Here is a 22,363-nt window from a genome sequence, read left to right as displayed (position 1 = left end):
AAAACTAAATGACGCTAGTAAATAGATGGTACCAAGTAATAAAATTACTAGTTGATCACAAAGGAATGAGCTTACAGGAATTGCAAGAAAAATTAGCCGCAAGTCCTCAAACAGTTCGTAAAAACATTGATACATTGAATGATGAATTAATCGGTATCGCCCAAATTATTCAGAAGGAAAATCTCTTTCAGTTAGAAATCAATAACTTTGAAGGTTTTGAAGAGGTTTTGTCTGGACGGCTAAAAAGGGAATCTGATTTTAATTCTTCAAGCAAGCGTGTTTCCTACATTATCAAACGATTAATAGAAGAAGATCAATTTATTTCAACTTATGATTTATCCGAAGAACTCGCCGTTAGTCGCGGCACAGTTAATAAAGACATTAAGCGCATGAAAGAGCTGATTGCTCCTTGGCAGGTTGCGGTTGTAGGTACGCCAAACCGTGGCATTCATTTAGAAGGAAAAGAGTTTGATTTACGCTTACTTCATGTGAATTACGTCCAAGAATATTTTGAAGAACAGTTTCTTCATGAAACTACCAAACAAATGATACAAAAAATAATCAAAGAAACAAGACTAGCAAAACAAGATAGTTTTCTTTTACGAAGAGTGGTTTCAATTGTTTTGCAGCGTGTTTTAGCTGGAAAACTCATTACGGAACTACCACTAGAATATGTTGATTATGTTCGTCATAACGAGCAGATTGAAGAACTGATGTATCACTTGGAAATAACCTATAATGTAACGTTAAGCCAATGGGAACGTTCCTTTATCAGCTTTCCTTTTAACATCAACACAAACCATATTCGTAATTCTTTATTGGCTGATGAAGGACTCTTAGCTGACTATTTTCAAAAAATGATGAAAAAAATTCATCATTCAGTTGTTGTTGAATTTGATGAGGACTTCTTGTTTTCAGAAATGAAAGATCATTTAAGAAACGTGATGAATCGACTCGTTTTTCATGTGGAGTGTCACGATTTATTTTACGGAGAAATTGAACGACAATATCCTTTGGCCTATGAATTAGCCAAGATTGGCTTGCAAGAATTGGGCCGTTTGTTAAATCGTTGTGTGCCGACGGTTGAATTTGGATATCTCGCTTTGTATTTTGAACTAGCATTGAGAGGGAACTATGAAGCGGGAGCCAAAAAAGAAATTGCTGTAATCTGCAGTACAGGTCATGGAACGGCCTTGATCATTCAGCGGCAATTGGAAAAAGTTTTGGGTCCAGACATCCAGATTGCCCATTTTTCTGAAGAAGAGGCAGAGAGAAGAGAATTGAATCAATATTTTGCTATTTTTACAACCATTCCCTTAAAAAATATTCGACCACAAACACCGATGATCCATTTAACTAATTTATTTAACGATACTTGGCTCAGAAATGAGTGGCAGAGAGCAAAAGAAATTCGTTCCGTGGAATCTCAAAATATTCATATGACCTATCAATTATTAGAGAATACTCAAGGTTACCGAGCGAATATTCAGAAAATGATTGCTGATTTAGAAGCAGAAAAATTAGTAGATCCTCAATTTATCGAACGAATTTTTACTAGAGAAGATCAACAAACAACTATTTTTGAATCGGGGATTGCCTTTCCCCATACAATTAATCAAGCCTTACCAACGATTATTTTATCGATTGGGGTTTTTGAAGAATCACTGGTTACACCAGAAGGTAAAGTTGATGTTATTTTGCTGTTGGGTATTCCAGAAGAGCTGACTGCCACTGTTGAAGCAGAGTTACTACAACTATATGACCGCTTGTTTACAATCGCAGGAGACGAACGTTTACGTAATGAGTTACGGAAGCAACGAGATGTTTTAGCGGTTAAAGAGTGGATGCAAAGGAAGGGGATTATCATATGAGCTTTATCTACGTATTCGGAGCGCTTTTTTTAACAGCTTACTTCGTTCAGATAGCTATGGGAATGAAACAGATTAAACACTTTAATCAAAACTACCAAGAATTGCGACAATTAGGGAAAGTCGCGATTGGTCGACGTGCAGGGAAGTTAAAAGCAGGCACGATTATCTTGTTTGCTGTGGATTCGCAAGGGAAAATCTTAGCCGCTAGAAAGATGCAAGGTGTCACCGTTCTAGCTAAATTTCATCCCTTACCTCAGTACGTGAACGAGGATATTCATTATATGGATCATTACCATCCACTCGTACAAAAGGAAAATAAATTAACCCAACAAGCGATGGAAAATGCACGAGAAATTTACTTACGTGTTGAGCTTGGCAATTATCAAGAAACACAACCATTAACGCTGCTTAATGGAGCCAAAATTCAATGGCAATTATGGAAAAATAAAGTACAAACAAAATTGAAAGGAAGTGTCGAGTAATGTCTTATATTACAAAATTTGCGGAAGGATTTATGCACCTTTTCCAAACAGGAGCAGAAACATTTATTTCTTGGATGACAGGCATCGTACCTGTTGTTTTGATGTTAATGGTAGCTATGAATACTTTAATTGCTTTTCTAGGAGAAGAAAGAGTAACCAAAGTAGCCAAACTTTCTGCCAAAAATCCTGTTACGCGATATTTAGTGCTGCCTTTTTTATCCGCTTTTATGTTAGGCAATCCAATGTCCTTTACGATGGCACGATTTTTACCAGAATACTATAAACCTAGCTATTATGCTGCACAAGCGCAATTTTGTCATACCAGTAATGGAGTTTTTCCTCATATTAATCCTGGTGAATTGTTCGTTTGGTTAGGGATTGCGCAAGGGATTGATACGTTAGGACTAAATTCGATGGACCTAGCGATTCGCTATATGTTTGTAGGGATATTAATGAATTTTATTGGCGGTTGGGTTACCGATTTCACTACCGCCTATGTTTGCAAACAACAAGGAATTACCCTTAGTAAAACAGTAGAGATTGCTGTGGATTAGAAAGGAGCAAGGTGAGATGACGTACAATAGTATTAAGGTAGTTAAAGGAAATGGCGGTTATGGTGGGCCCTTAGTGATTACACCGACAGAAGAAAAACATAAATTTATTTACATTACAGGTGGCGGCGAGAAACCCGCAATTGTTGATAAAATCGTAGAATTGACAGGAATGGAAGCGGTCAATGGTTTTAAGACATCGATTCCAGATGATGAAATCGCATTAGCCATTATTGATTGTGGAGGCACTCTTCGTTGCGGAATTTATCCTAAAAAAGGAATTCCTACTATTAACGTTGTTCCAACTGGCAAAAGTGGTCCCTTAGCACAATACATTAATGAGACAATTTATGTTTCCGCTGTAGGCCCGAAACAGATTACATTGACATCAGAAGAAGCTGCTGCTGATACAGAAAAGCCCACCTCGAAAAAAACAGAATTTAAATATGATACAAGTAAAAAAATTACTGAACAAAAAGCGGAACAACAAAGTTTTGTTGCGAAAATTGGTATGGGTGCAGGAAAAGTTGTAGCGACATTCAACCAATCAGCCCGTGAAGGCGTACAAACGATGATCAACACAGTGATTCCGTTTATGGCATTTGTTTCTTTATTAATTGGTGTGATTCAAGGTTCAGGAATTGGTGAATTTTTTGCCAATATCATGGCGCCATTGGCAGGAAACATTGTGGGGTTAACAATTATTGGTTTTATTTGTTCTCTGCCGTTTCTTTCTCCTCTATTAGGTCCTGGAGCAGTAATCAGCCAAGTAATTGGTACGTTAATTGGTGTGGAAATTGGGAAAGGCAACATTCCGCCACAACTAGCTCTACCAGCATTGTTTGCTATTAATACACAAAACGCGTGCGACTTTATTCCCGTGGGCTTAGGCTTGGAAGAAGCTGAAGCCGAAACCGTTGAAGTCGGGGTCCCTTCTGTTTTATATTCTCGTTTCTTAAATGGTGCCCCTCGAGTACTAGTTGCTTGGTTAGCAAGTTTTGGATTGTATAGTTAAAAAATTTTTTTGGAGGATGGGAAATGTCAGTATTTACAACAAAGGTTCAGTCTATTGGACCAGAAGCCGAATTATTTAAAGAAGAAAAAATGGTCATCTTATTTGGAAAAGATGCACCAGATGCTTTAGCAGATTATTGTTATAACATTGAGGTTCAGCCAGTCACAGAAGCGATTACGGACAAGCAAACGTTAGTGATTGATGAACAAACTTACCAGATTACCGCTGTAGGCGAGGTAGTATTAACTAATTTAGACACATTGGGTCACATTACTATTAAATTTGATGGCGCAACAACACCTGAATTACCAGGTACATTATATGTTGAAGAAAAAGCTATTCCTGAAATAACTGTTGGTACAACAATCACTATTCTATAATTATCGTTTAAGGGAGGAACGTAAAAGATGGAATTTATGCTAGATACAATTAATCTTGAGGCTATTCGAAAGTATCAGAAAATTTTACCACTGGCAGGCGTAACGTCTAATCCTAGTATTGTTAAGCAAGCAGGAAAAATTGACTTCTTTGCGCAGATGAAAGAAATAAAAAAAACGATTGGACAAGCGAGTTTGCACGTCCAAGTGGTCGGTCAAACGACAGAAGAGATGCTAGAAGATGCCCAAACCATTGTACAACAATTAGGCCAAGAAACATTCATTAAAATCCCAGTCAATGAAGCAGGCTTGGCAGCCATCAAACAACTAAAGCAGGCAAATTATCGGATAACAGCAACCGCTATTTATACAGAATTTCAAGGTTATCTAGCGATTGCGGCAGGTGCAGATTATTTAGCGCCGTATTATAATAGGATGGAGAATTTAACAATTGATTCTCAAAAGGTTATTGAGCATTTAGCTGCAGAAATTAAACGGACGAACGCAAAGAGTAAGATCTTAGCTGCTAGTTTTAAAAACGTGGCACAAGTTAATCAAGCCTGTCAAATGGGGGCGCAAGCGGTCACTATCGCACCAGAACTCGTGACACAAGGCTTGGCAATGCCCGCCATTCAAAAAGCAGTAACTGATTTTCAGGAAGATTGGGTTGCTGTTTTTGGAGTAGAAACGGTAAAAGAATTAACATAAAAAGAACGAGAAGAAAAAGCGGCCATTTTTCTTCTCGTTCTTTTTTTGTTTCACATGAAACATCTACGATTATTCACTTGCTCAAAAATTAGACAATTTCCTTTATTTGTCAAAGAATTTCTTAAAAAAAAGGGTTATCTTTTGGGTATTTTTTTTGGTAGCAGTATGATGAGGGTATCAAATGATAGGAGGAAACGAGAATGAGATACACAAATGGAAATTATGAAGCATTTGCTCGACCAAGAAAACCAAAAGGTGTAGATGACAAGAGTGCCTACATCGTTGGTGGTGGCCTAGCAGGTTTAGCAACGGCTGTTTTCTTAATTCGTGACGGTCAAATGAAGGGCGAAAATATTCACATTTTTGAAGAACTCACGCTGTCTGGCGGTTCTTTAGATGGTAAATTTATTCCCCATGATGGCTTTGTCACTCGCGGCGGACGCGAAATGGAAAACCATTTCGAGTGTTTGTGGGATCTATTTCGTTCGGTACCATCATTAGAAGTAGAAGATGCCTCTGTCCTAGATGAGTTTTACCGGTTAGATTTAGATGATCCGAATTCTTCAAATTGCCGCATTATTCATAACCGTGGCGAACGTGTCCCAGATGATGGACAATTTACTTTATCCAAAAAAGCACAAAAAGAAATCGTTGATTTATTTATGACTTCTGAAGATCAATTAATTGGCAAAAAAATTGAAGATGTTTTCGGCGAAGAATTTTTTGAATCCAACTTTTGGATCTATTGGTGTTCAATGTTTGCTTTTGAAAAATGGCACTCTGCCATTGAAATGCGCCGCTACATCATGCGCTTTATCCACCACATCAAAGGTTTGCCTGACTTTACAGCCTTGAAATTTACCAAATACAATCAATACGAATCGTTAGTGAAACCATTATTAAGCTTTTTAACCAATCAAGGGGTAGACTTTCAATATGAAACAACGATCAATGATATCCAAGTCGACATCAAAGGAGCTACTAAAGTTGCTCGGCGATTATTGTTGACACAAGCGGGCAAAACCAAAGAAATTCCTTTAACTGAAAATGATTTAGTCTTCGTAACGAATGGCTCAATTACTGAAAGTTCGACGCAAGGAGATCATCATACACCAGCACCAATTACTCATGAACTAGGGGGAAGTTGGAATCTCTGGAAAAACTTAGCAAAACAATCCCCAGAATTTGGGCACCCAGAAGTTTTCTGTGAAAATTTACCAGATGAAAGTTGGTTTGTCTCAGCAACGATTACGTGGGAAAATTTCGATATTGAACCGTATCTTTCTCGGTTAACACATCGTAAATTACGCACAGGAAAAATTGTCACAGGTGGTATTATTACTATCAAAGACTCTAATTGGATGATGAGTTTCGCTATGCATAGACAACCGCATTTTAAAGAACAAAATGATCAACAATCTATAACTTGGGTATATGGATTACTTTCTAATAAACCAGGAAATTATATCAAAAAACCAATCGAACAATGTACCGGCCAAGAAATTACGCAAGAGTTACTTTATCATTTAGGGGTCCCAGAAGGGGAAATTGAACGTATTTCAGAAGAATCGGCTACCACTATTCCGGTGTATATGCCGTTTATCACTTCTTACTTTATGTTAAGAGAACCAGGCGATCGACCATTAGTTGTACCAAACGGCTCTAAAAATCTTGCTTTCATTGGGAACTTCGCAGATACTGAACGAGATACGGTGTTTACAACAGAGTATTCTGTACGGACAGCGATGGAAGCTGTTTATCAATTGCTAGAGGTTGAACGCGGAGTACCAGAAGTGTTTGCTTCTGCATACGACTTGCGCGTCTTAGCAAACTCTGTTTATTATTTATCTGACAAGAAAAAATTAACAGAAATGGATATGCCGTTCGTGGAACGCAAAATGGTTGAACACTTTGTGAAGAAATTTGAGGATACGTATATTGGTGATATTTTAAGAGAAAATCATTTAATTTAGTTGAAAAAGCGAGTGTAAATCACTCGCTTTTTTGGTTGTTTTATTAACCGTTGAATAAATATTCGTTATTGTGTATATTTCTTTTGTGATTTTATGGATATTAAATATATAATATGTTGAATGGGAGTAGCCAGTGGGCAACTTCGCAAAAAAATCTTAATTTCTGAAGAGACTTTTTCAAAATTTTGTTGAAAAGAAGGCGCATTTTTACCATAGTTTCTTCACATTTAACGGCTATTATTTAAACATACCCGATAAACAAAACCCTAACAAAACACTTTTTCATTTTTTAACTCCTCCGCCCGCCCTTCCCCAAAGGGCGGGTTGTTTTTTTGCGTTAAAGCAGTTGGCATTTTGTGGGGAAAGGATTATCATTATAGAAGAAGTATATAGAAAAAGGCGGCGAGAAGATGGGACGTTGGCAAGAATTACAACAAGCAATGAGTGCTGGTGTAGAGGCGGCGATTGACGCTGGCTGGGACCGCCAAGCTGTTTATGGATTAGTGGAAAGCGCCATAAAAGACACGCGTTTCTTGCCACTTGAGCAAGCGAAAACAGCAGTCGCGGAACTATTTTCTGAAGTGGAAGAAGTGGGCTCTTCAGCGTATGAGCGATTATTTCGCTTTTCGGCTTATCGTCCGCAAGAAAAGCTCTCGTTACTGTTATGGCAATTAGGTGCAGTGTTGGATCAGCATGGCATGTTGCAATTAGTAGGTCCTTATCGTTTCTCGAAGACGATTGCACCGCATGCGACGTTTTGGCATTTGTTGGCAAAAACAGTTCAAAAAGCCTATCCGTTAGGTCTTCTTGGGAGCTTTAACCAAGAGAAAGCGAAAAAGATACATCAATTAAGAATGTATATTGATCGTCAAAATATCACGTATATCCGCGATTTTTTTAAACAAGAAGGGGACACCGATGAACAGGCATTAAAACGCTATGTTTTTGCGGCCAAGCCGCAAGGGATGGGCGGGCGGAAGCTGAAAAAAAGCTCTGCTCGTTTGCACAACAAATACCCTGAGGGGGCATCTTATTCTTTAATTAATAAGAAACGATTGACGCCTAATTTTCACAGTGAGTTTATTTTGAATGAAGAAGGTACCTTTGTAACCCAGTGGGATGTGTTAGTTGAGGACTGGCGAGGCAGATTAATTAGTAATCCAGCCTATTATCAAGCGGCCAAAAACAATGAATACCAGGAAAAAGTCTTGAATGGTGAATCGTTTAATTATGCAAATCGGAATAATCGTACCCATGAATTACTAGATAGTTCACCACCAGGGAGATTTGATCATCAATTACGAAAAACAGCCAAAAAAGGTTGGTTAAGTCCCCGTATCCAAGAATACGACTACCGCAGAGAACGACAAATAAAGTGCGATGATTATAGTAAGTAAAACAAGCCAATGTTTCACATGAAACATTGGCTTGTTTTACTCTTAGAGAAAGGCGGTTTTCGTTGCCGCCAATTGAACATTTTGGCCCGTGGCTAGAGACTTTTTACCACATAAAAAGGCGGATTTTTCTTTTATCATTCAGGCAAAAATCTTCCGAAAAGCATTGCAAGAAATTGCTATTTGCGTTAAAGTAGGAAAAGATGATTGTGAAACATTTTTCTGTTTCACAAAAAAGGAAGGAGTCTTTATGCTACCCGAAGAATTTAGACAACTATTAGCCGCAAAAGGCATTGAATTGACAGACCAACAGATGACACAATTTGACCAATATTTCCATTTATTAGTAGAATGGAATGAAAAAATGAATTTAACAGCCATTACAGAAGAAAAAGAAGTTTATTTGAAACATTTCTATGATTCTGTTTCGTTGGCATTCTTTGAAGATTTTGCCAGTGACAAAGCCATTTGTGATGTTGGCGCAGGCGCAGGATTTCCAAGTATTCCTTTGAAAATTGTTTTTCCTTCATTAAATGTCACAATTGTTGACTCTTTAAATAAACGAATTACTTTCCTAACAGAGTTGGTGAATCAACTAGGTTTGGCTAATGTTTCTTTGTATCATGATCGTGCAGAAACATTTGGTCAAAAAGCAGAATTTCGTGGCGCGTTTGATTACGTTACAGCGCGAGCAGTTGCACGATTAAATGTTTTAAGTGAACTGTGTTTACCCTTAGTTAAAAAAGAAGGCTATTTTTTAGCCTTAAAAGCATCGAAAAGTGAAGAAGAAATTAATGAAGCAAAACCTGCAATCGCTACATTAGGCGGTCAATTTCAGAAAGAAGTTGGTTTTACTTTGCCGATTACGGCAGACGAACGCCACATTGTCGTGATTCAAAAGAAAAAAGAAACCCCTAAAAAATATCCCAGAAAACCTGGATTACCAAATAAACAACCGATTAAATAAGATGGAGGCACACACATGACACGAATTATTTCTGTAGCGAACCAAAAAGGCGGCGTTGGTAAAACAACGACCACTGTAAATTTAGGCGCATGTTTAGCAAACTTAGGCAAAAAAGTCTTACTGATCGACATTGATGCACAAGGAAATGCTACCAGTGGCATGGGTGTCCCTAAACCAGATGTCGCACACGATGTGTATGATGTCCTTGTAAATGAAGAACCAATCACTAGCGTGGTTCAACATACCAGCCGTGAAAATTTAGATATTGTCCCTGCAACTATTCAATTAGCAGGCGCTGAAATTGAATTAACTTCAATGATGGCTCGAGAATCGCGCTTGAAATTAGCAATTGATGAAGTAAGAGACATGTATGATTTCGTTTTAATTGATTGCCCGCCTTCTCTAGGGCATTTAACAATCAATGCTTTTACAGCAAGTGATTCGATTCTAATTCCTGTTCAATGTGAATATTACGCATTAGAAGGCTTGAGTCAATTGCTAAATACGATTCGCTTGGTTCAAAAACATTTTAACCCTGAATTGAAAATTGAAGGGGTCTTGTTAACCATGTACGATGCTCGGACCAATTTAGGTGCCGAAGTCGTGGAAGAAGTCCGTAAATATTTCCGTGAAAAAGTCTATGATACGATTATTCCAAGAAATGTCCGTTTATCCGAAGCACCAAGTCATGGTTTACCAATCATTGACTATGATATTCGCTCAAAAGGTGCCGAAGTGTATCAAGCACTAGCAAAGGAAGTGTTGGAGAATGAATAAAGGCAAAGGTTTAGGCAGAGGCATCGATGCCTTGTTTCAAGATATCGCAAAGCTAGAAGATGTCGACGTTAAGAACGAACAAGTGACAGAAATTCTATTAAACGAACTTCGTCCCAATCCTTACCAACCGCGGAAAACATTTGATGAAACCTCTTTACAAGAACTTGCAAACTCGATTCTACATTCCGGTGTGTTTCAACCGATTATTGTTCGTAAATCGGCAGTTAAAGGCTATGAAATTATTGCAGGTGAGCGTCGGTTCCGGGCTTCTAAATTAGCCGGCAAAGAAAAAATTCCCGCAATTATTCGCGAATTTGATGAAGAATCCATGATGCAAGTTGCTGTTTTGGAAAACTTACAAAGGGAAGATTTAAATCCGCTAGAAGAAGCAGAAGCCTATGAAATGCTAATGAAAAATTTGAAATTAACACAAGCGGAAGTCGCAGAACGTTTGGGCAAAAGTCGCCCGTATATTGCCAATTATTTACGGTTGCTAACCTTACCAGATGCGGTCAAAGCAATGGTTCAAAAACAAAGCATGTCAATGGGTCAAGCACGGACGTTATTAGGTTTGAAGAACAAAGAACAGCTATTGCCATTAGCTAATCGTTGTATTAAAGACAATTTAACGGTTCGACAATTAGAACAACTTGTCGCTGAATTTAACGAAACACAAGGCAAAAAGGGCAAAAAAGCGAAAAAAGCCATCAAGGAAAAACCCATTTATATTCGTGAAAGTGAAGACCGCTTAATGGATAAATTTGGGACAACCGTAGCGATTCAAGAAAAAGAAGGCAAAGGAAAAATTGAAATTGAGTACTTGTCCTCTTCGGATTTGGCTAGAATTTTAGATATTTTAGATATTCATTTTGACGAGGAATAAAAAGCAAAGTGAGAAAGTAAGACAGAAAGTCACAAATCCTTTTGCTAGTTTCGTTAAAAAATGGTATTGTAATCATGGTATTTTTATATAAGTAAGAGAAGAAAGAAGGCTTGGAACATGTATGATTTAGGCGATATTGTCGAAATGAAAAAGCCGCATGCTTGCCAAGCAAATCGTTGGCAAATCATTCGCATGGGCGCTGATATCAAAATCAAGTGCACGAATTGCGGGCATATTGTCATGATGCCGCGTCGTGATTTTACTAAAAAATTAAAAAAAGTAATCGAGAAAAAAGCAGACTAATGCTTTGATGCCTCTAATAGAAAAGAGAATAGACTGAGAGAAAGAGTGGAAAACAAATGGCACTAACAGCTGGAATTGTCGGCTTACCAAACGTTGGTAAATCGACCCTATTTAACGCAATTACAAAAGCAGGAGCAGAAGCTGCAAATTATCCCTTTGCAACGATTGATCCGAACGTCGGCATGGTTGAAGTACCAGATGCCCGTTTACAACGCTTGACAGAACTAGTAAAACCGAAAAAAACAGTTCCCACAACGTTTGAATTTACAGACATCGCCGGAATTGTTAAAGGTGCCAGCAAAGGAGAAGGGCTGGGAAATCAGTTTTTAAGTCACATTCGTCAAGTAGATGCAATCTGTCACGTGGTTCGTTGTTTTGATGACGAAAATATCATGCGTGAACAAAATCGGGATGCGGATTTCGTTGATCCTTTAGCAGACATTGATACAATTAATTTAGAGCTAATTTTAGCAGATTTAGATTCAATCAATAAGCGCTATACTCGCGTGGCTAAAATGGCGAAAGCAAAAGATAAAGAAGCGGTGGAAGAATTAGCTGTTTTAGACAAAATTAAACCAGTTTTAGAAGAAGGTTTATCTGCTCGTACGATTGAATTTACGCCAGAAGAAGAGAAAATTGTTAAATCTCTTTTCTTATTAACCACAAAGCCGGTCCTTTATGTAGCAAATGTTTCAGAAGATGAAGTGGCGGATCCAGACAACAATGAGTATGTACAACAAGTTCGTAATTTTGCAACCAGTGAAAATGCGGAAGTAATCGTGGTTAGTGCGCGAGCAGAAGAAGAAATTGCTGAATTGGATTCTGAAGAAGACAAGGCTGAATTTTTAGAAGCAATGGGTATTGAACAATCTGGCTTAGATCAATTGATTCGTGCGGCGTACGATTTGTTAGGCTTAGCTACCTACTTTACAGCTGGTGAACAAGAAGTTCGTGCGTGGACGTTCCGTAAGGGAATCAAGGCACCTCAAGCAGCTGGGATTATCCACAGTGATTTTGAACGAGGCTTCATTCGTGCGGAAACTGTTTCTTATGAAGACCTAGATAAATATGGCAATATGCAAGCTGCCAAAGAAGCGGGCCGTGTTCGTTTAGAAGGAAAAGACTACGTCGTTCAAGATGGCGATGTTATGTTGTTCCGTTTTAACGTTTAAGAAAAGACCCATGCCCAACAAGCAATTTGTTTTGGGCTAAGCCCACATATTTAAGGCCATTCAGCCGTTTAGAAAGAGGTTCCCTCTACATGAGGGTGAGGAGGATACAACTATGGAAGCAGAAGCATTACGAGCAATCGTGGCTGAGAATCGTCAATTAGAACAGAATTTGACTAAAAGAAATGAACAATACATTTTTGACTTAAAAAAATCATTAAAAGCGGCTAATTTATCTGAAGAAGAGCTAGCATTGGCTCTACACGGTATTTTGCCAGAATTAGTAGCCGGTCAAAAAACAGGCAAAACAGCCCGTCAGTTATTTGGCACTGTTTCAGAACGGACGGAAGCAATTTTAAATAAACCAGCAGAAGTCAAAGAACCAGCGGGCTGGATGATTTGGCTCGACAATACCTTACTATTGCTTGGTTTATTAACAATCATGTTAGCGGCGATGTCTCTATTTTCAAAAGGAACCGCACAGCCTCTCGGATTAACCACATATATCTTAGGTGCGATGGCTGGGGGTTATGTTTTCTATCTAATGCACAAATATGTTTACCGTTTTGATCGTCAAGGTGGCGACAAAAGCAAACGTCCTGGTTGGTTAAAAACGACCGCCATTCTATTTGGTGGGATGTTCTTGTGGATTGCAGTTTTCGCCGGTTCAGCGATGCTGCCACCAGTGATCAATCCCATCTTAGATCCGATGATTGCTTTAGTAATCGGTGCGTTAGCCTTTGTAGCACGCTATTTCTTCAAGAAAAAATACAATATTCAAGGTAGTTTCATGACACGTCAATAAACGGCGCGGGCTCAATTGTGAATGCGCTCGGCTGACGCAGAAACTGCAACAAGCAAAGTCGCTCTCTCAATAGAGCGTTTTAACAGTTAAAGCCTGGGGGATTAGTCGAAAAAACTAGTGTCCCAGGCTTCTGTTTTCAGAAGTTTGCTAAAGAAAGGAGCCTCTTATGGGACAACAAGTGAAGTCTTGGTGCCGTCAACACGAGCGGCTACTCATTTTTATTAGTTTTCTCTTATTAAGTGGACTTTCTCTTTATTTTGTCTATTTTCAAGAGAATTTTTTACGAGCAAGTGATTTCCGCTTTCATCAAAATCGGGTGGAAGGTCTCGCATTAGCAATTAAAAACAACGACTGGTTTCCTAAAATCAATTATTTTTTCTTGGGAGGCTATGGCTATGCCTCTAGTTTGTTTTATCCAGATGCGTATCTTTATTTGCCTGCGCTTTTGCGTGTTCTGGGGCTTTCCTTTGTCGCTAGTATGGCGATTTTTGTGTTTGCGGTAAACTTGGCAACATTTAGTCTTACTTATTATGCAGGCCGATTAATGGCGCTCTCTAAAAAAAGAAGCTATCTCTTTGCCATTTTGTATGGCTTATCTATTTACCGCATGCAAGACTTGTTTAATCGCCAAGCGTTAGGAGAATTTTTGGCGCTAAGTTTTTTTCCGTTGGTCTTAGCGAGCCTGTTTTTATTACGAAAGGGAACCACGAAATGTTGGCCGTTGTTAACGCTGGCGATGACTGGGATTGGGTTGGCTCACTTTATTTCTATTGAAATGGTTTCTATTTGGATTGGGTTATACATTCTGTTTTATTGGCAGCAGTTTTTTAAAAAGGAGGTCCTGTGGGCATTAGCGAAGGCTGCAGGTCTGACACTACTTTGGCTGGCCTTTTATCTTTTACCAGTTGCTGAACAAATGAAAAATCAAGTATTTAAAGTTACGTCCAATCCACTCACTTATATTTCCGAAAGAAGTTATCCCATTGATTCTCTTTTCTTTAATAGTTTAAAGAGCAGTGTTTTTCACGCGAAAACAGCGAATCTAGGAACCCTTTTGTTTGTAGGGCTTGTTGTAGCAGTGGTTTCGCTTGCCAGCAAAAAAATTCAGAACAAACGGTTTATTGGTTTGACGCTAGTACTCTTATTGATGGTTACTACGCTTTTTCCTTGGCACTGGCTGAACCACACGCCTTTAAATACGATTCAGTTTCCTTGGCGTTTTTTAGGGATTCTTTCTGTAATGCTCGCTTTTTTCATTGCACAAGACGAATGGGGCGTTTTCCGTAAATCTTGGACCGTGGCTTTGTTGGTTTTCCTTGCCATCAGCAATTTAGGCATTTATCAATATCAAAGTATTCAGTCACAACAAGGCCGCCTGTTAACAAAAGCTGAGTATGAGCAGCCAGCGCCTTTTTATATCGGTGCGGGCCATGAATATTTGCCAGATGAAATCAATTATCAGGAATTATTGAAACAGAAAAAACGACAACTTGATTATTCGGAAGAACAAGTAACCATTACAAACGTTAGAATGCCTTATGGGAAAATTTCATTTGACTACCAAGTGGTGAATCAATCAGCGAAGGTGACCGTTCCTTTTATTTATTACTTAGGCTATCAAGCCACGATTCAAATGAAAAACCAAACGGGCGCTAAAAAAATGAGCCTAACCAATCAAGGAGGCTTAGCCGCTCTTTCTTTATCTGGTACAGGACATGTCGACATCCGTTACCAAAGAACAAAAGTGCAAAAAATAGGGACAATGATTACCTTGCTTTCTGTTGGCGGTTTTGGATTTAGCCGATTTTTACAACAAAAAAAGAAACACAAGATAAAAGAACAACGATGAAAATAGGACTTTAATTAGGAAGAGTTGAATAAAGGACAAACCGATTTTGGCGTTTTGTCCTTTATTCCTCATTGATTATTTAAACAAATCTAGTTGACTTCCTTAGTATTATCTGTTATTTTCATATATAAAATTAAGTTGAGGAGTGGACAAAAAAATGTCAAATTGGGAAACAAAATTTGCGAAAAAAGGTCTTACATTTGATGATGTGCTATTAATCCCTGCAGAAAGCCATGTCTTACCAAATGATGTAGACATGAGTGTACAATTAGCTAAAAATATCAAGTTAAATATTCCATTGATGAGTGCCAGTATGGATACTGTTACAGATAGTAATATGGCAATTGCGATGGCTCGTCAAGGTGGACTAGGTGTCGTACATAAAAATATGACTGTCGCCCAACAAGCAGACGAAGTACGTAAAGTCAAACGTTCTGAAAGCGGCGTTATCATTGATCCATTCTTTCTAACACCAACAAACTTAGTAGCGGATGCAGAAGAATTAATGAGTCGTTACCGTATTAGCGGTGTGCCAATTGTAGAAACAATGGAAAACCGTAAATTAGTCGGAATTATTACAAACCGTGATATGCGTTTTGTAACCGACTACCAAATCAAAATTGAAGAAGTCATGACAAAAGATCATTTAGTCACTGCGCCAGTAGGCACATCTTTAAAAGATGCAGAAAAAATCTTACAAAAACATAAAATCGAAAAATTACCAATCGTTGATGAAGCAGGTCGCTTAAGTGGCTTAATTACAATTAAAGACATTGAAAAAGTGATTGAATTCCCAAATGCTGCCAAAGACGAACATGGTCGTTTACTTGTAGCGGCAGCAGTCGGTGTCACTAGTGATACGTTCGAACGTGCGGAAGCATTATTAGAAGCAGGTGCCGATGCGATTGTTATCGATACTGCACATGGCCATAGTGCCGGCGTTATTCGCAAAATTAAAGAAATTCGTGAAACGTTCCCTGAAGCAACATTAATTGCTGGTAATGTTGCCACTGCTGAAGCAACCAAAGCATTGTATGATGTCGGCGTTGACGTTGTCAAAGTTGGTATTGGACCTGGTTCAATTTGTACAACACGTGTCGTTGCTGGTGTTGGTGTTCCTCAATTAACAGCGATTTATGATGCTGCTTCTGTAGCTAGAGAATATGGTAAAGCAATTATCGCTGATGGCGGTATTAAATATTCTGGTGATATCGTGAAAGCCTTAGCTGCTGGTGGACATGCTGTAATGCTAGGAAGTATGTTAGCAGGTACAGATGAATCTCCAGGCGAATTTGAAATTTATCAAGGCCGTCGTTTCAAAACTTACCGTGGCATGGGCTCATTGGGTGCAATGGAAAAAGGATCAAGTGATCGTTACTTCCAAGGAAGTGTCAATGAAGCAAACAAATTAGTGCCAGAAGGAATCGAAGGACGTGTCGCCTACAAAGGAAGCGTTTCTGATATTGTCTTCCAATTAATCGGTGGCTTGAAATCAGGGATGGGTTACGTCGGTGCAGCAGACCTGAAAGCGTTGCGTGAAGAAGCACAATTTGTTCAAATGAGTGGTAACGGATTGAAAGAATCACATCCACATGACGTTCAAATCACAAAAGAAGCACCAAACTATTCTGTTCAATAAAATAAAAGCTGATTTTTTTGAAATTTAAAAGAGGCAGACGTCATTTCGACGTCTGCCTCTTTTTCTGTAGAATGAAGGAGTTGCTTCTGTTTCCACCGTTTATCAATATTTAAGCCTGTAATAAAAATCCAAAGTGATTTTTGTTACAGGCTACTTTTCCTATAGAATAAAAGCCGTTATCTGATATCAGACAACGACCTTCATCTTCCCTTTATTTAATAACTGTTAGGTTACCCATGTAAGGAACTAGGACTTCTGGTACAGTCACAGAGCCATCTTCGTTTTGGTAGTTTTCTAAAATAGCAGCGACTGTCCGTCCCACGGCTAAACCAGAACCATTGAGTGTATGCGCATATTGGACTTTATCGTTTTCATCACGGTAACGAATCATCGCACGGCGCGCTTGGAAATCTTCACAGTTTGAGCATGAACTGATTTCACGGTATGTCTCTTGAGCAGGAATCCAAACTTCCAAGTCATAAGTTTTCGCAGCTGAGAAGCCCATGTCACCTGTTGAAAGAGCCATGACACGGTAAGGTAATCCTAGTTTTTGTAGAATTTCTTCGGCATTATTCGTCATTTTTTCTAATTCCTCATAAGAATGCTCTGCATCACTAAATTTAACCATTTCGACTTTATTAAATTGGTGTAAACGAATTAACCCACGTGTGTCACGACCAGCGCTACCAGCTTCAGAACGGAAAGAAGGGCTCAAGGCCGTAAAGTAAATCGGTAAATCCTTGCCATCTAAAATTTCATTGTTGTAGTAATTAGTTAACGGGACTTCTGCCGTTGGGATTAACGTTAAATCCGTATCTTGTAATTGGAAGACATCTTCTTTAAATTTAGGAAATTGGCCAGTTCCGAACATGGCGGTGTCATTAACGATATAAGGCGTAATCATTTCTGTATAGCCATGTTCATAAACATGTAAATCTAACATGAAGTTGTATAACGCACGTTCTAAGCGAGCACCTAAGCCTTTGTAATAAACAAAACGGCTACCAGCTACTTTGGCACCACGTTCAAAATCTAGAATGCCTAAGTTTTCAGCGACTTCCCAGTGTGGTTTTGGTTCAAAAGCAAAAGTTCTTGGTTCACTCCAACGACGTACTTCTACATTTTCTTCTTCACCAGCACCAACAGGTACAGAATCATCTGGCAAGTTCGGTAAAGTAGTTGTGATCCCACGTAGCTCTTCGTCAATAGCGTTAATTTCTGCATCTAATGCTTTAATATTGCCGCCGACTTCTTTCATTTCCGCGATTTTAGCCGTTGCATCTTCTTTGTTCCGTTTTAATTGAGCAATTTCAGCAGACACATCGTTCCGATATTTTTTCATTTCTTCGACTTTGACTAATAAATCACGGCGACTTTCATCTAAACGCAGAAATTCCACTAAGATTTCTTCTTTCACACCACGGGTTTGTAGCTTTGCTTTTACTTCGTCAAAATTTTGACGCATCATTTTTACATCTAACATATTTTTTCCTCCTCAAAATTAGTACATAATCAATAATAACTGTTGTAGAAAACAACAAAAAAGCCATCTCACCCCAAAAATAAATATTCTTGGGACGAAATGACTGGAAATCTCGCGGTACCACCCAAGTTCAGTAATGTTACTGCCCTTGATTTGCAGATAACGGCTGCAGACCGTTCCAACTTATTTCGCTGGACACCAGGAAGAGACGGACTTCTTTATAGATGAATGTTTGCTCGCACCCCCGCAAACTCTCTGGAATTCAGTGCCATAAATACTTTTTCTCTTAGTTTTCTCTTTTCTATAGAATACCGAAAAAGTTCAGGGATGTCAATTAACTCTCTGATTTCTTGTTGGTACGCTGTAAGGGTAGATGAATAATAAAGGAAGTCCACTTTTGATCAGACTTCGCATAAATATATCCACCATGTAAAGCGACAATACTTTGTGCAATAGCCAGACCTAAACCAGTACCACCCGTTTCTTGTGATCGGGATTCTTCGACACGATAGAAGCGGTCAAACAACTGATCTAAAGAATGTTTAGGAATAGCTGGTCCATCATTGCGAACAGCGATAATTGCTTCGGTGCCGACTTTGTCTACTTCCATCACAATATGATGGCCGCCTTTGCCATATTTCAAAGCGTTTGAAAGAAGGTTGTTAAAGACTCGGACTAGTTTTTCCGTATCGCCTTCCATCATTAAAGAAGCTGGATTGGCTTTTACTTGGATTTGCATATTAATCTTTTTCGCTTCCAATTCAAAATCGGCAGCAAGCTGTTCAATTAATTGTGCCATATCAAAAGTCGTCGTATGAATCGGTACACTTGGTTGACGGACTTTTGTATATTCAAAAAGATCATCAACTAATAATTTCATTTGTTTCGCTTTGACGTAAGCGGTATGCGTATATTTCAGTAAATCTTCTTGGCTATGAAATTGACGATCTTCAATCAATCCCAGATAACCAATAATAGAAGTTAACGGTGTACGAATATCATGACTGACATTCGTAATTAATTCATCTTTTGATTTTTCAATTCGCCGTTCATCTTCAATGGCTGCGACAGTACTATCCACCAGACCGTTAATACTCGTCACGACTTTTGCTAAATCACCACTTAATTCAAACGGAATGCGGTGATTGTAATTACCGTCAGCGATGTAATGTAACTCACTGATAATATGACGCAATTGCATTTGGTGGTAGCGACGAATTAAGCGCCAATAGAGAACGGCTGCATCTACTAAAAAGAAAATGGGTAAGACAAATTTATTCCAGCTCCAAAACAAATCAGTATTTAATTCTTTAGCGACCGCATCCTTAGTGGCCCAGATGACACCAGCTAAGGGCGAGTTTTCACTAAGTAGTTGTCCTAAAAGGAACATAATTGAGACATTTAATAGTAGTAATAAAACAATTGTCACAATTGCTTCTGCTAATAACTCGCTGATTTCTTTAGAAGTTAAGGTAATTCGTTTTTGTTTTTCAATCTTTTTAGGTTTAACGAGCATCGATCTTATATCCAACTCCCCACACTGTTTGAATGACTTTTTCTCCACCAGTTGCTTCTTCAATCTTATCTCTTAAATGACTGACGTGAACCATCACGGTTTTAGCAGAAACAATACTTTCTTGTTGCCACACACGCTCAAAAATTTCATCCGCACTAAACACACGATTTGGATGACTAGCTAATAGATAGAGGATACCAAACTCAAGAGCGGTTAATTGAATTTCTTTTCCTTCTATTGTTTTGACTTCGTGAGAGTCCTTATTAATCATTAATGGGCCGACTTCTAATTCATCGGGTTCTTCTTTGGTTAATTGCATTTGGCTTCTACGTAAAATAGACTTCACCCGAGCCATTACTTCTAAAGGATTAAAAGGCTTGGTGACATAATCGTCTGCACCAGCAACTAAGCCTTTGATTTTATCCATATCGGTTGTTTTTGCTGTTAACATAATAATTGGAATTTGCGATTCTTTTCGAAGTTCTTTCACTACTTCCATTCCATCCATGATTGGCATCATAATGTCCAAGATTAATAAATCGATATCTGGTGTTGTGTGCAATTTGGATAATGCTTCTTTTCCATCATAAGCTTTCACGACTTCGTATCCTTCATTATGAATATAAATACTCAATAGTTCTACAATTTCTTTATCATCATCTGCAACTAAAATTTTCATAAGCGTTCATTTCCTCCATATATAAAAAAATCTCTTTTCCATATTTTAACAAATAATTGCTAAAAAGGACAAAATCCTTGATATATTACGATAAATTTAGAAGATTTTGCTAAAAGTTAATAAACTATAGCCAAAAAAGGATGAAAGGGGGTAAAAAGCGAACGAAAATACCTATACCAATCATAATAATCGGTATTGAAAAAAAGTTTAAAAAAAGTGAAAATAATGATTGACCAATGCTTGAAATCTTGGTATATTATTACATGTCGCAAGGCGAGTCACACAGCTGAGCGATTCAGAAATCAATAATTAAATAACAATTCTTGATTTCAAATCTCTCGAAAAAAGTTTGAAAAAACAACAAAAAAGTTGTTGACAAATAACAAGCGAGATGATAAGATATAGAAGTTGTCACAACAGACAACAACAACCGAGCAAAACAACTTAAAAAAACTTTTTTAAAAAAAGTTCTTGACATTCAAACGAAAGTTTGTTATGATATAAAAGTTGCTGCGAGGTAACGTAGACCTTTGAAAACTGAACAAAGAATAGATGAACCAAATGTGTAGGGCGTCTTGATTCAATTCAAGACAACAAACATTTTTAACAAGCAAGCAATATGCTAGCAAACAAATTGAGCTTAACAATCGCAAGATTGTTCTAACTTTTATTATGAGAGTTTGATCCTGGCTCAGGACGAACGCTGGCGGCGTGCCTAATACATGCAAGTCGAACGCTTCTTTCCTCCCGAGTGCTTGCACTCAATTGGAAAGAGGAGTGGCGGACGGGTGAGTAACACGTGGGTAACCTACCCATCAGAGGGGGATAACACTTGGAAACAGGTGCTAATACCGCATAACAGTTTATGCCGCATGGCATAAGAGTGAAAGGCGCTTTCGGGTGTCGCTGATGGATGGACCCGCGGTGCATTAGCTAGTTGGTGAGGTAACGGCTCACCAAGGCCACGATGCATAGCCGACCTGAGAGGGTGATCGGCCACACTGGGACTGAGACACGGCCCAGACTCCTACGGGAGGCAGCAGTAGGGAATCTTCGGCAATGGACGAAAGTCTGACCGAGCAACGCCGCGTGAGTGAAGAAGGTTTTCGGATCGTAAAACTCTGTTGTTAGAGAAGAACAAGGACGTTAGTAACTGAACGTCCCCTGACGGTATCTAACCAGAAAGCCACGGCTAACTACGTGCCAGCAGCCGCGGTAATACGTAGGTGGCAAGCGTTGTCCGGATTTATTGGGCGTAAAGCGAGCGCAGGCGGTTTCTTAAGTCTGATGTGAAAGCCCCCGGCTCAACCGGGGAGGGTCATTGGAAACTGGGAGACTTGAGTGCAGAAGAGGAGAGTGGAATTCCATGTGTAGCGGTGAAATGCGTAGATATATGGAGGAACACCAGTGGCGAAGGCGGCTCTCTGGTCTGTAACTGACGCTGAGGCTCGAAAGCGTGGGGAGCAAACAGGATTAGATACCCTGGTAGTCCACGCCGTAAACGATGAGTGCTAAGTGTTGGAGGGTTTCCGCCCTTCAGTGCTGCAGCAAACGCATTAAGCACTCCGCCTGGGGAGTACGACCGCAAGGTTGAAACTCAAAGGAATTGACGGGGGCCCGCACAAGCGGTGGAGCATGTGGTTTAATTCGAAGCAACGCGAAGAACCTTACCAGGTCTTGACATCCTTTGACCACTCTAGAGATAGAGCTTTCCCTTCGGGGACAAAGTGACAGGTGGTGCATGGTTGTCGTCAGCTCGTGTCGTGAGATGTTGGGTTAAGTCCCGCAACGAGCGCAACCCTTATTGTTAGTTGCCATCATTTAGTTGGGCACTCTAGCGAGACTGCCGGTGACAAACCGGAGGAAGGTGGGGATGACGTCAAATCATCATGCCCCTTATGACCTGGGCTACACACGTGCTA

The 22,363-nt window shown here is 39.1% G+C and carries 19 protein-coding genes, 1 rRNA gene and 1 other annotated feature (1 of these 21 cut by a window edge); of the genes, 17 read left to right on the top strand and 3 right to left on the bottom strand.

The window, feature by feature from the left end; genetic code table 11:
• Window positions 1–8 precede the first annotated feature (8 nt).
• From IGL86_RS12905 to guaB, 16 genes are all read left to right on the top strand, one after another.
• The gene (locus IGL86_RS12905; RefSeq protein ID WP_104845542.1) at window positions 9–1,871 is read left to right on the top strand and encodes a BglG family transcription antiterminator; all 1,863 of its coding nucleotides are present in this window, start codon (window positions 9–11) and stop codon (window positions 1,869–1,871) included.
• Window positions 1,868–2,353 (top strand): transcriptional regulator GutM, encoded by a 486-nt coding sequence (locus tag IGL86_RS12900; protein WP_033625626.1) that lies wholly within the window; start codon window positions 1,868–1,870, stop codon window positions 2,351–2,353. The genes IGL86_RS12905 and IGL86_RS12900 overlap by 4 nt, the downstream gene beginning before the upstream one ends.
• Window positions 2,353–2,907, top strand: coding sequence for a PTS glucitol/sorbitol transporter subunit IIC (srlA, locus tag IGL86_RS12895; protein ID WP_002355983.1), 555 nt, complete (start codon window positions 2,353–2,355; stop codon window positions 2,905–2,907). The genes IGL86_RS12900 and srlA overlap by 1 nt, the downstream gene beginning before the upstream one ends.
• A gap of 16 nt (window positions 2,908–2,923) precedes the next feature.
• Complete coding sequence (srlE, locus tag IGL86_RS12890) at window positions 2,924–3,919, top strand: PTS glucitol/sorbitol transporter subunit IIB (RefSeq protein ID WP_002355982.1); 996 nt, start codon at window positions 2,924–2,926, stop codon at window positions 3,917–3,919.
• A gap of 23 nt (window positions 3,920–3,942) precedes the next feature.
• The gene (locus IGL86_RS12885; RefSeq protein WP_002355981.1) at window positions 3,943–4,299 is read left to right on the top strand and encodes a PTS glucitol/sorbitol transporter subunit IIA; all 357 of its coding nucleotides are present in this window, start codon (window positions 3,943–3,945) and stop codon (window positions 4,297–4,299) included.
• Window positions 4,300–4,326: 27 nt separating this feature from the next.
• Window positions 4,327–5,004, top strand: a complete 678-nt coding sequence (locus IGL86_RS12880; protein WP_002367532.1) for a fructose-6-phosphate aldolase — start codon at window positions 4,327–4,329, stop codon at window positions 5,002–5,004.
• A 200-nt stretch (window positions 5,005–5,204) separates the two neighbouring features.
• Window positions 5,205–6,977, top strand: a complete 1,773-nt coding sequence (locus IGL86_RS12875) for an oleate hydratase (protein WP_002361446.1) — start codon at window positions 5,205–5,207, stop codon at window positions 6,975–6,977.
• A gap of 410 nt (window positions 6,978–7,387) precedes the next feature.
• Complete coding sequence (locus IGL86_RS12870) at window positions 7,388–8,374, top strand: DUF3114 domain-containing protein (protein ID WP_002404164.1); 987 nt, start codon at window positions 7,388–7,390, stop codon at window positions 8,372–8,374.
• Between the two features lie 247 nt (window positions 8,375–8,621).
• Complete coding sequence (rsmG, locus tag IGL86_RS12865; RefSeq protein ID WP_002355977.1) at window positions 8,622–9,338, top strand: 16S rRNA (guanine(527)-N(7))-methyltransferase RsmG; 717 nt, start codon at window positions 8,622–8,624, stop codon at window positions 9,336–9,338.
• A 15-nt stretch (window positions 9,339–9,353) separates the two neighbouring features.
• Window positions 9,354–10,115 (top strand): ParA family protein, encoded by a 762-nt coding sequence (locus IGL86_RS12860; protein WP_002355976.1) that lies wholly within the window; start codon window positions 9,354–9,356, stop codon window positions 10,113–10,115.
• The gene (locus tag IGL86_RS12855) at window positions 10,108–10,998 is read left to right on the top strand and encodes a ParB/RepB/Spo0J family partition protein (RefSeq protein ID WP_033625627.1); all 891 of its coding nucleotides are present in this window, start codon (window positions 10,108–10,110) and stop codon (window positions 10,996–10,998) included. Before IGL86_RS12860 ends, IGL86_RS12855 begins: the two co-directional genes overlap by 8 nt.
• Window positions 10,999–11,115: 117 nt before the next feature.
• On the top strand, window positions 11,116–11,301 hold the full coding sequence (locus IGL86_RS12850; RefSeq protein WP_002355974.1) for a DUF951 domain-containing protein: 186 nt from the start codon (window positions 11,116–11,118) through the stop codon (window positions 11,299–11,301).
• A 56-nt stretch (window positions 11,302–11,357) separates the two neighbouring features.
• On the top strand, window positions 11,358–12,473 hold the full coding sequence (gene ychF, locus IGL86_RS12845) for a redox-regulated ATPase YchF (RefSeq protein WP_002355971.1): 1,116 nt from the start codon (window positions 11,358–11,360) through the stop codon (window positions 12,471–12,473).
• A 112-nt stretch (window positions 12,474–12,585) separates the two neighbouring features.
• Window positions 12,586–13,275 carry a DUF1129 domain-containing protein gene (locus IGL86_RS12840; protein WP_002363563.1) on the top strand — a complete coding sequence of 230 codons (690 nt, stop codon included), beginning with the start codon at window positions 12,586–12,588 and terminating at the stop codon, window positions 13,273–13,275.
• A 166-nt stretch (window positions 13,276–13,441) separates the two neighbouring features.
• A complete protein-coding gene (locus tag IGL86_RS12835; RefSeq protein ID WP_033625628.1) occupies window positions 13,442–15,124 on the top strand; it encodes a 6-pyruvoyl-tetrahydropterin synthase-related protein in 1,683 nt (560 codons plus the stop codon).
• A 157-nt stretch (window positions 15,125–15,281) separates the two neighbouring features.
• Window positions 15,282–16,763 (top strand): IMP dehydrogenase, encoded by a 1,482-nt coding sequence (gene guaB, locus IGL86_RS12830; protein WP_002355966.1) that lies wholly within the window; start codon window positions 15,282–15,284, stop codon window positions 16,761–16,763.
• 211 nt (window positions 16,764–16,974) lie between these two features.
• Here guaB and serS read toward each other — a convergent pair whose 3' ends face one another.
• From serS to IGL86_RS12815, 3 genes are all read right to left on the bottom strand, one after another.
• Complete coding sequence (gene serS / locus IGL86_RS12825; protein WP_002355965.1) at window positions 16,975–18,246, bottom strand: serine--tRNA ligase; 1,272 nt, start codon at window positions 18,244–18,246, stop codon at window positions 16,975–16,977.
• Between the two features lie 87 nt (window positions 18,247–18,333).
• Window positions 18,334–18,540, bottom strand: a binding site (T-box leader).
• Window positions 18,541–18,580: 40 nt separating this feature from the next.
• On the bottom strand, window positions 18,581–19,762 hold the full coding sequence (locus tag IGL86_RS12820; protein ID WP_002363566.1) for a sensor histidine kinase: 1,182 nt from the start codon (window positions 19,760–19,762) through the stop codon (window positions 18,581–18,583).
• On the bottom strand, window positions 19,752–20,441 hold the full coding sequence (locus tag IGL86_RS12815; protein ID WP_002355963.1) for a response regulator transcription factor: 690 nt from the start codon (window positions 20,439–20,441) through the stop codon (window positions 19,752–19,754). Before IGL86_RS12815 ends, IGL86_RS12820 begins: the two co-directional genes overlap by 11 nt.
• Window positions 20,442–21,109: 668 nt before the next feature.
• Here IGL86_RS12815 and IGL86_RS12810 point away from each other — a divergent pair.
• Window positions 21,110–22,363: ribosomal RNA gene (locus IGL86_RS12810) — 16S ribosomal RNA — on the top strand (it continues 307 nt past the right edge of the window).

It is taken from the genome of Enterococcus sp. DIV0774 (assembly GCF_050539095.1).
Classification (GTDB): Bacteria; Bacillota; Bacilli; order Lactobacillales; family Enterococcaceae; genus Enterococcus; species Enterococcus faecalis.
This window is presented reverse-complemented; position numbering and strand designations above follow the sequence as displayed.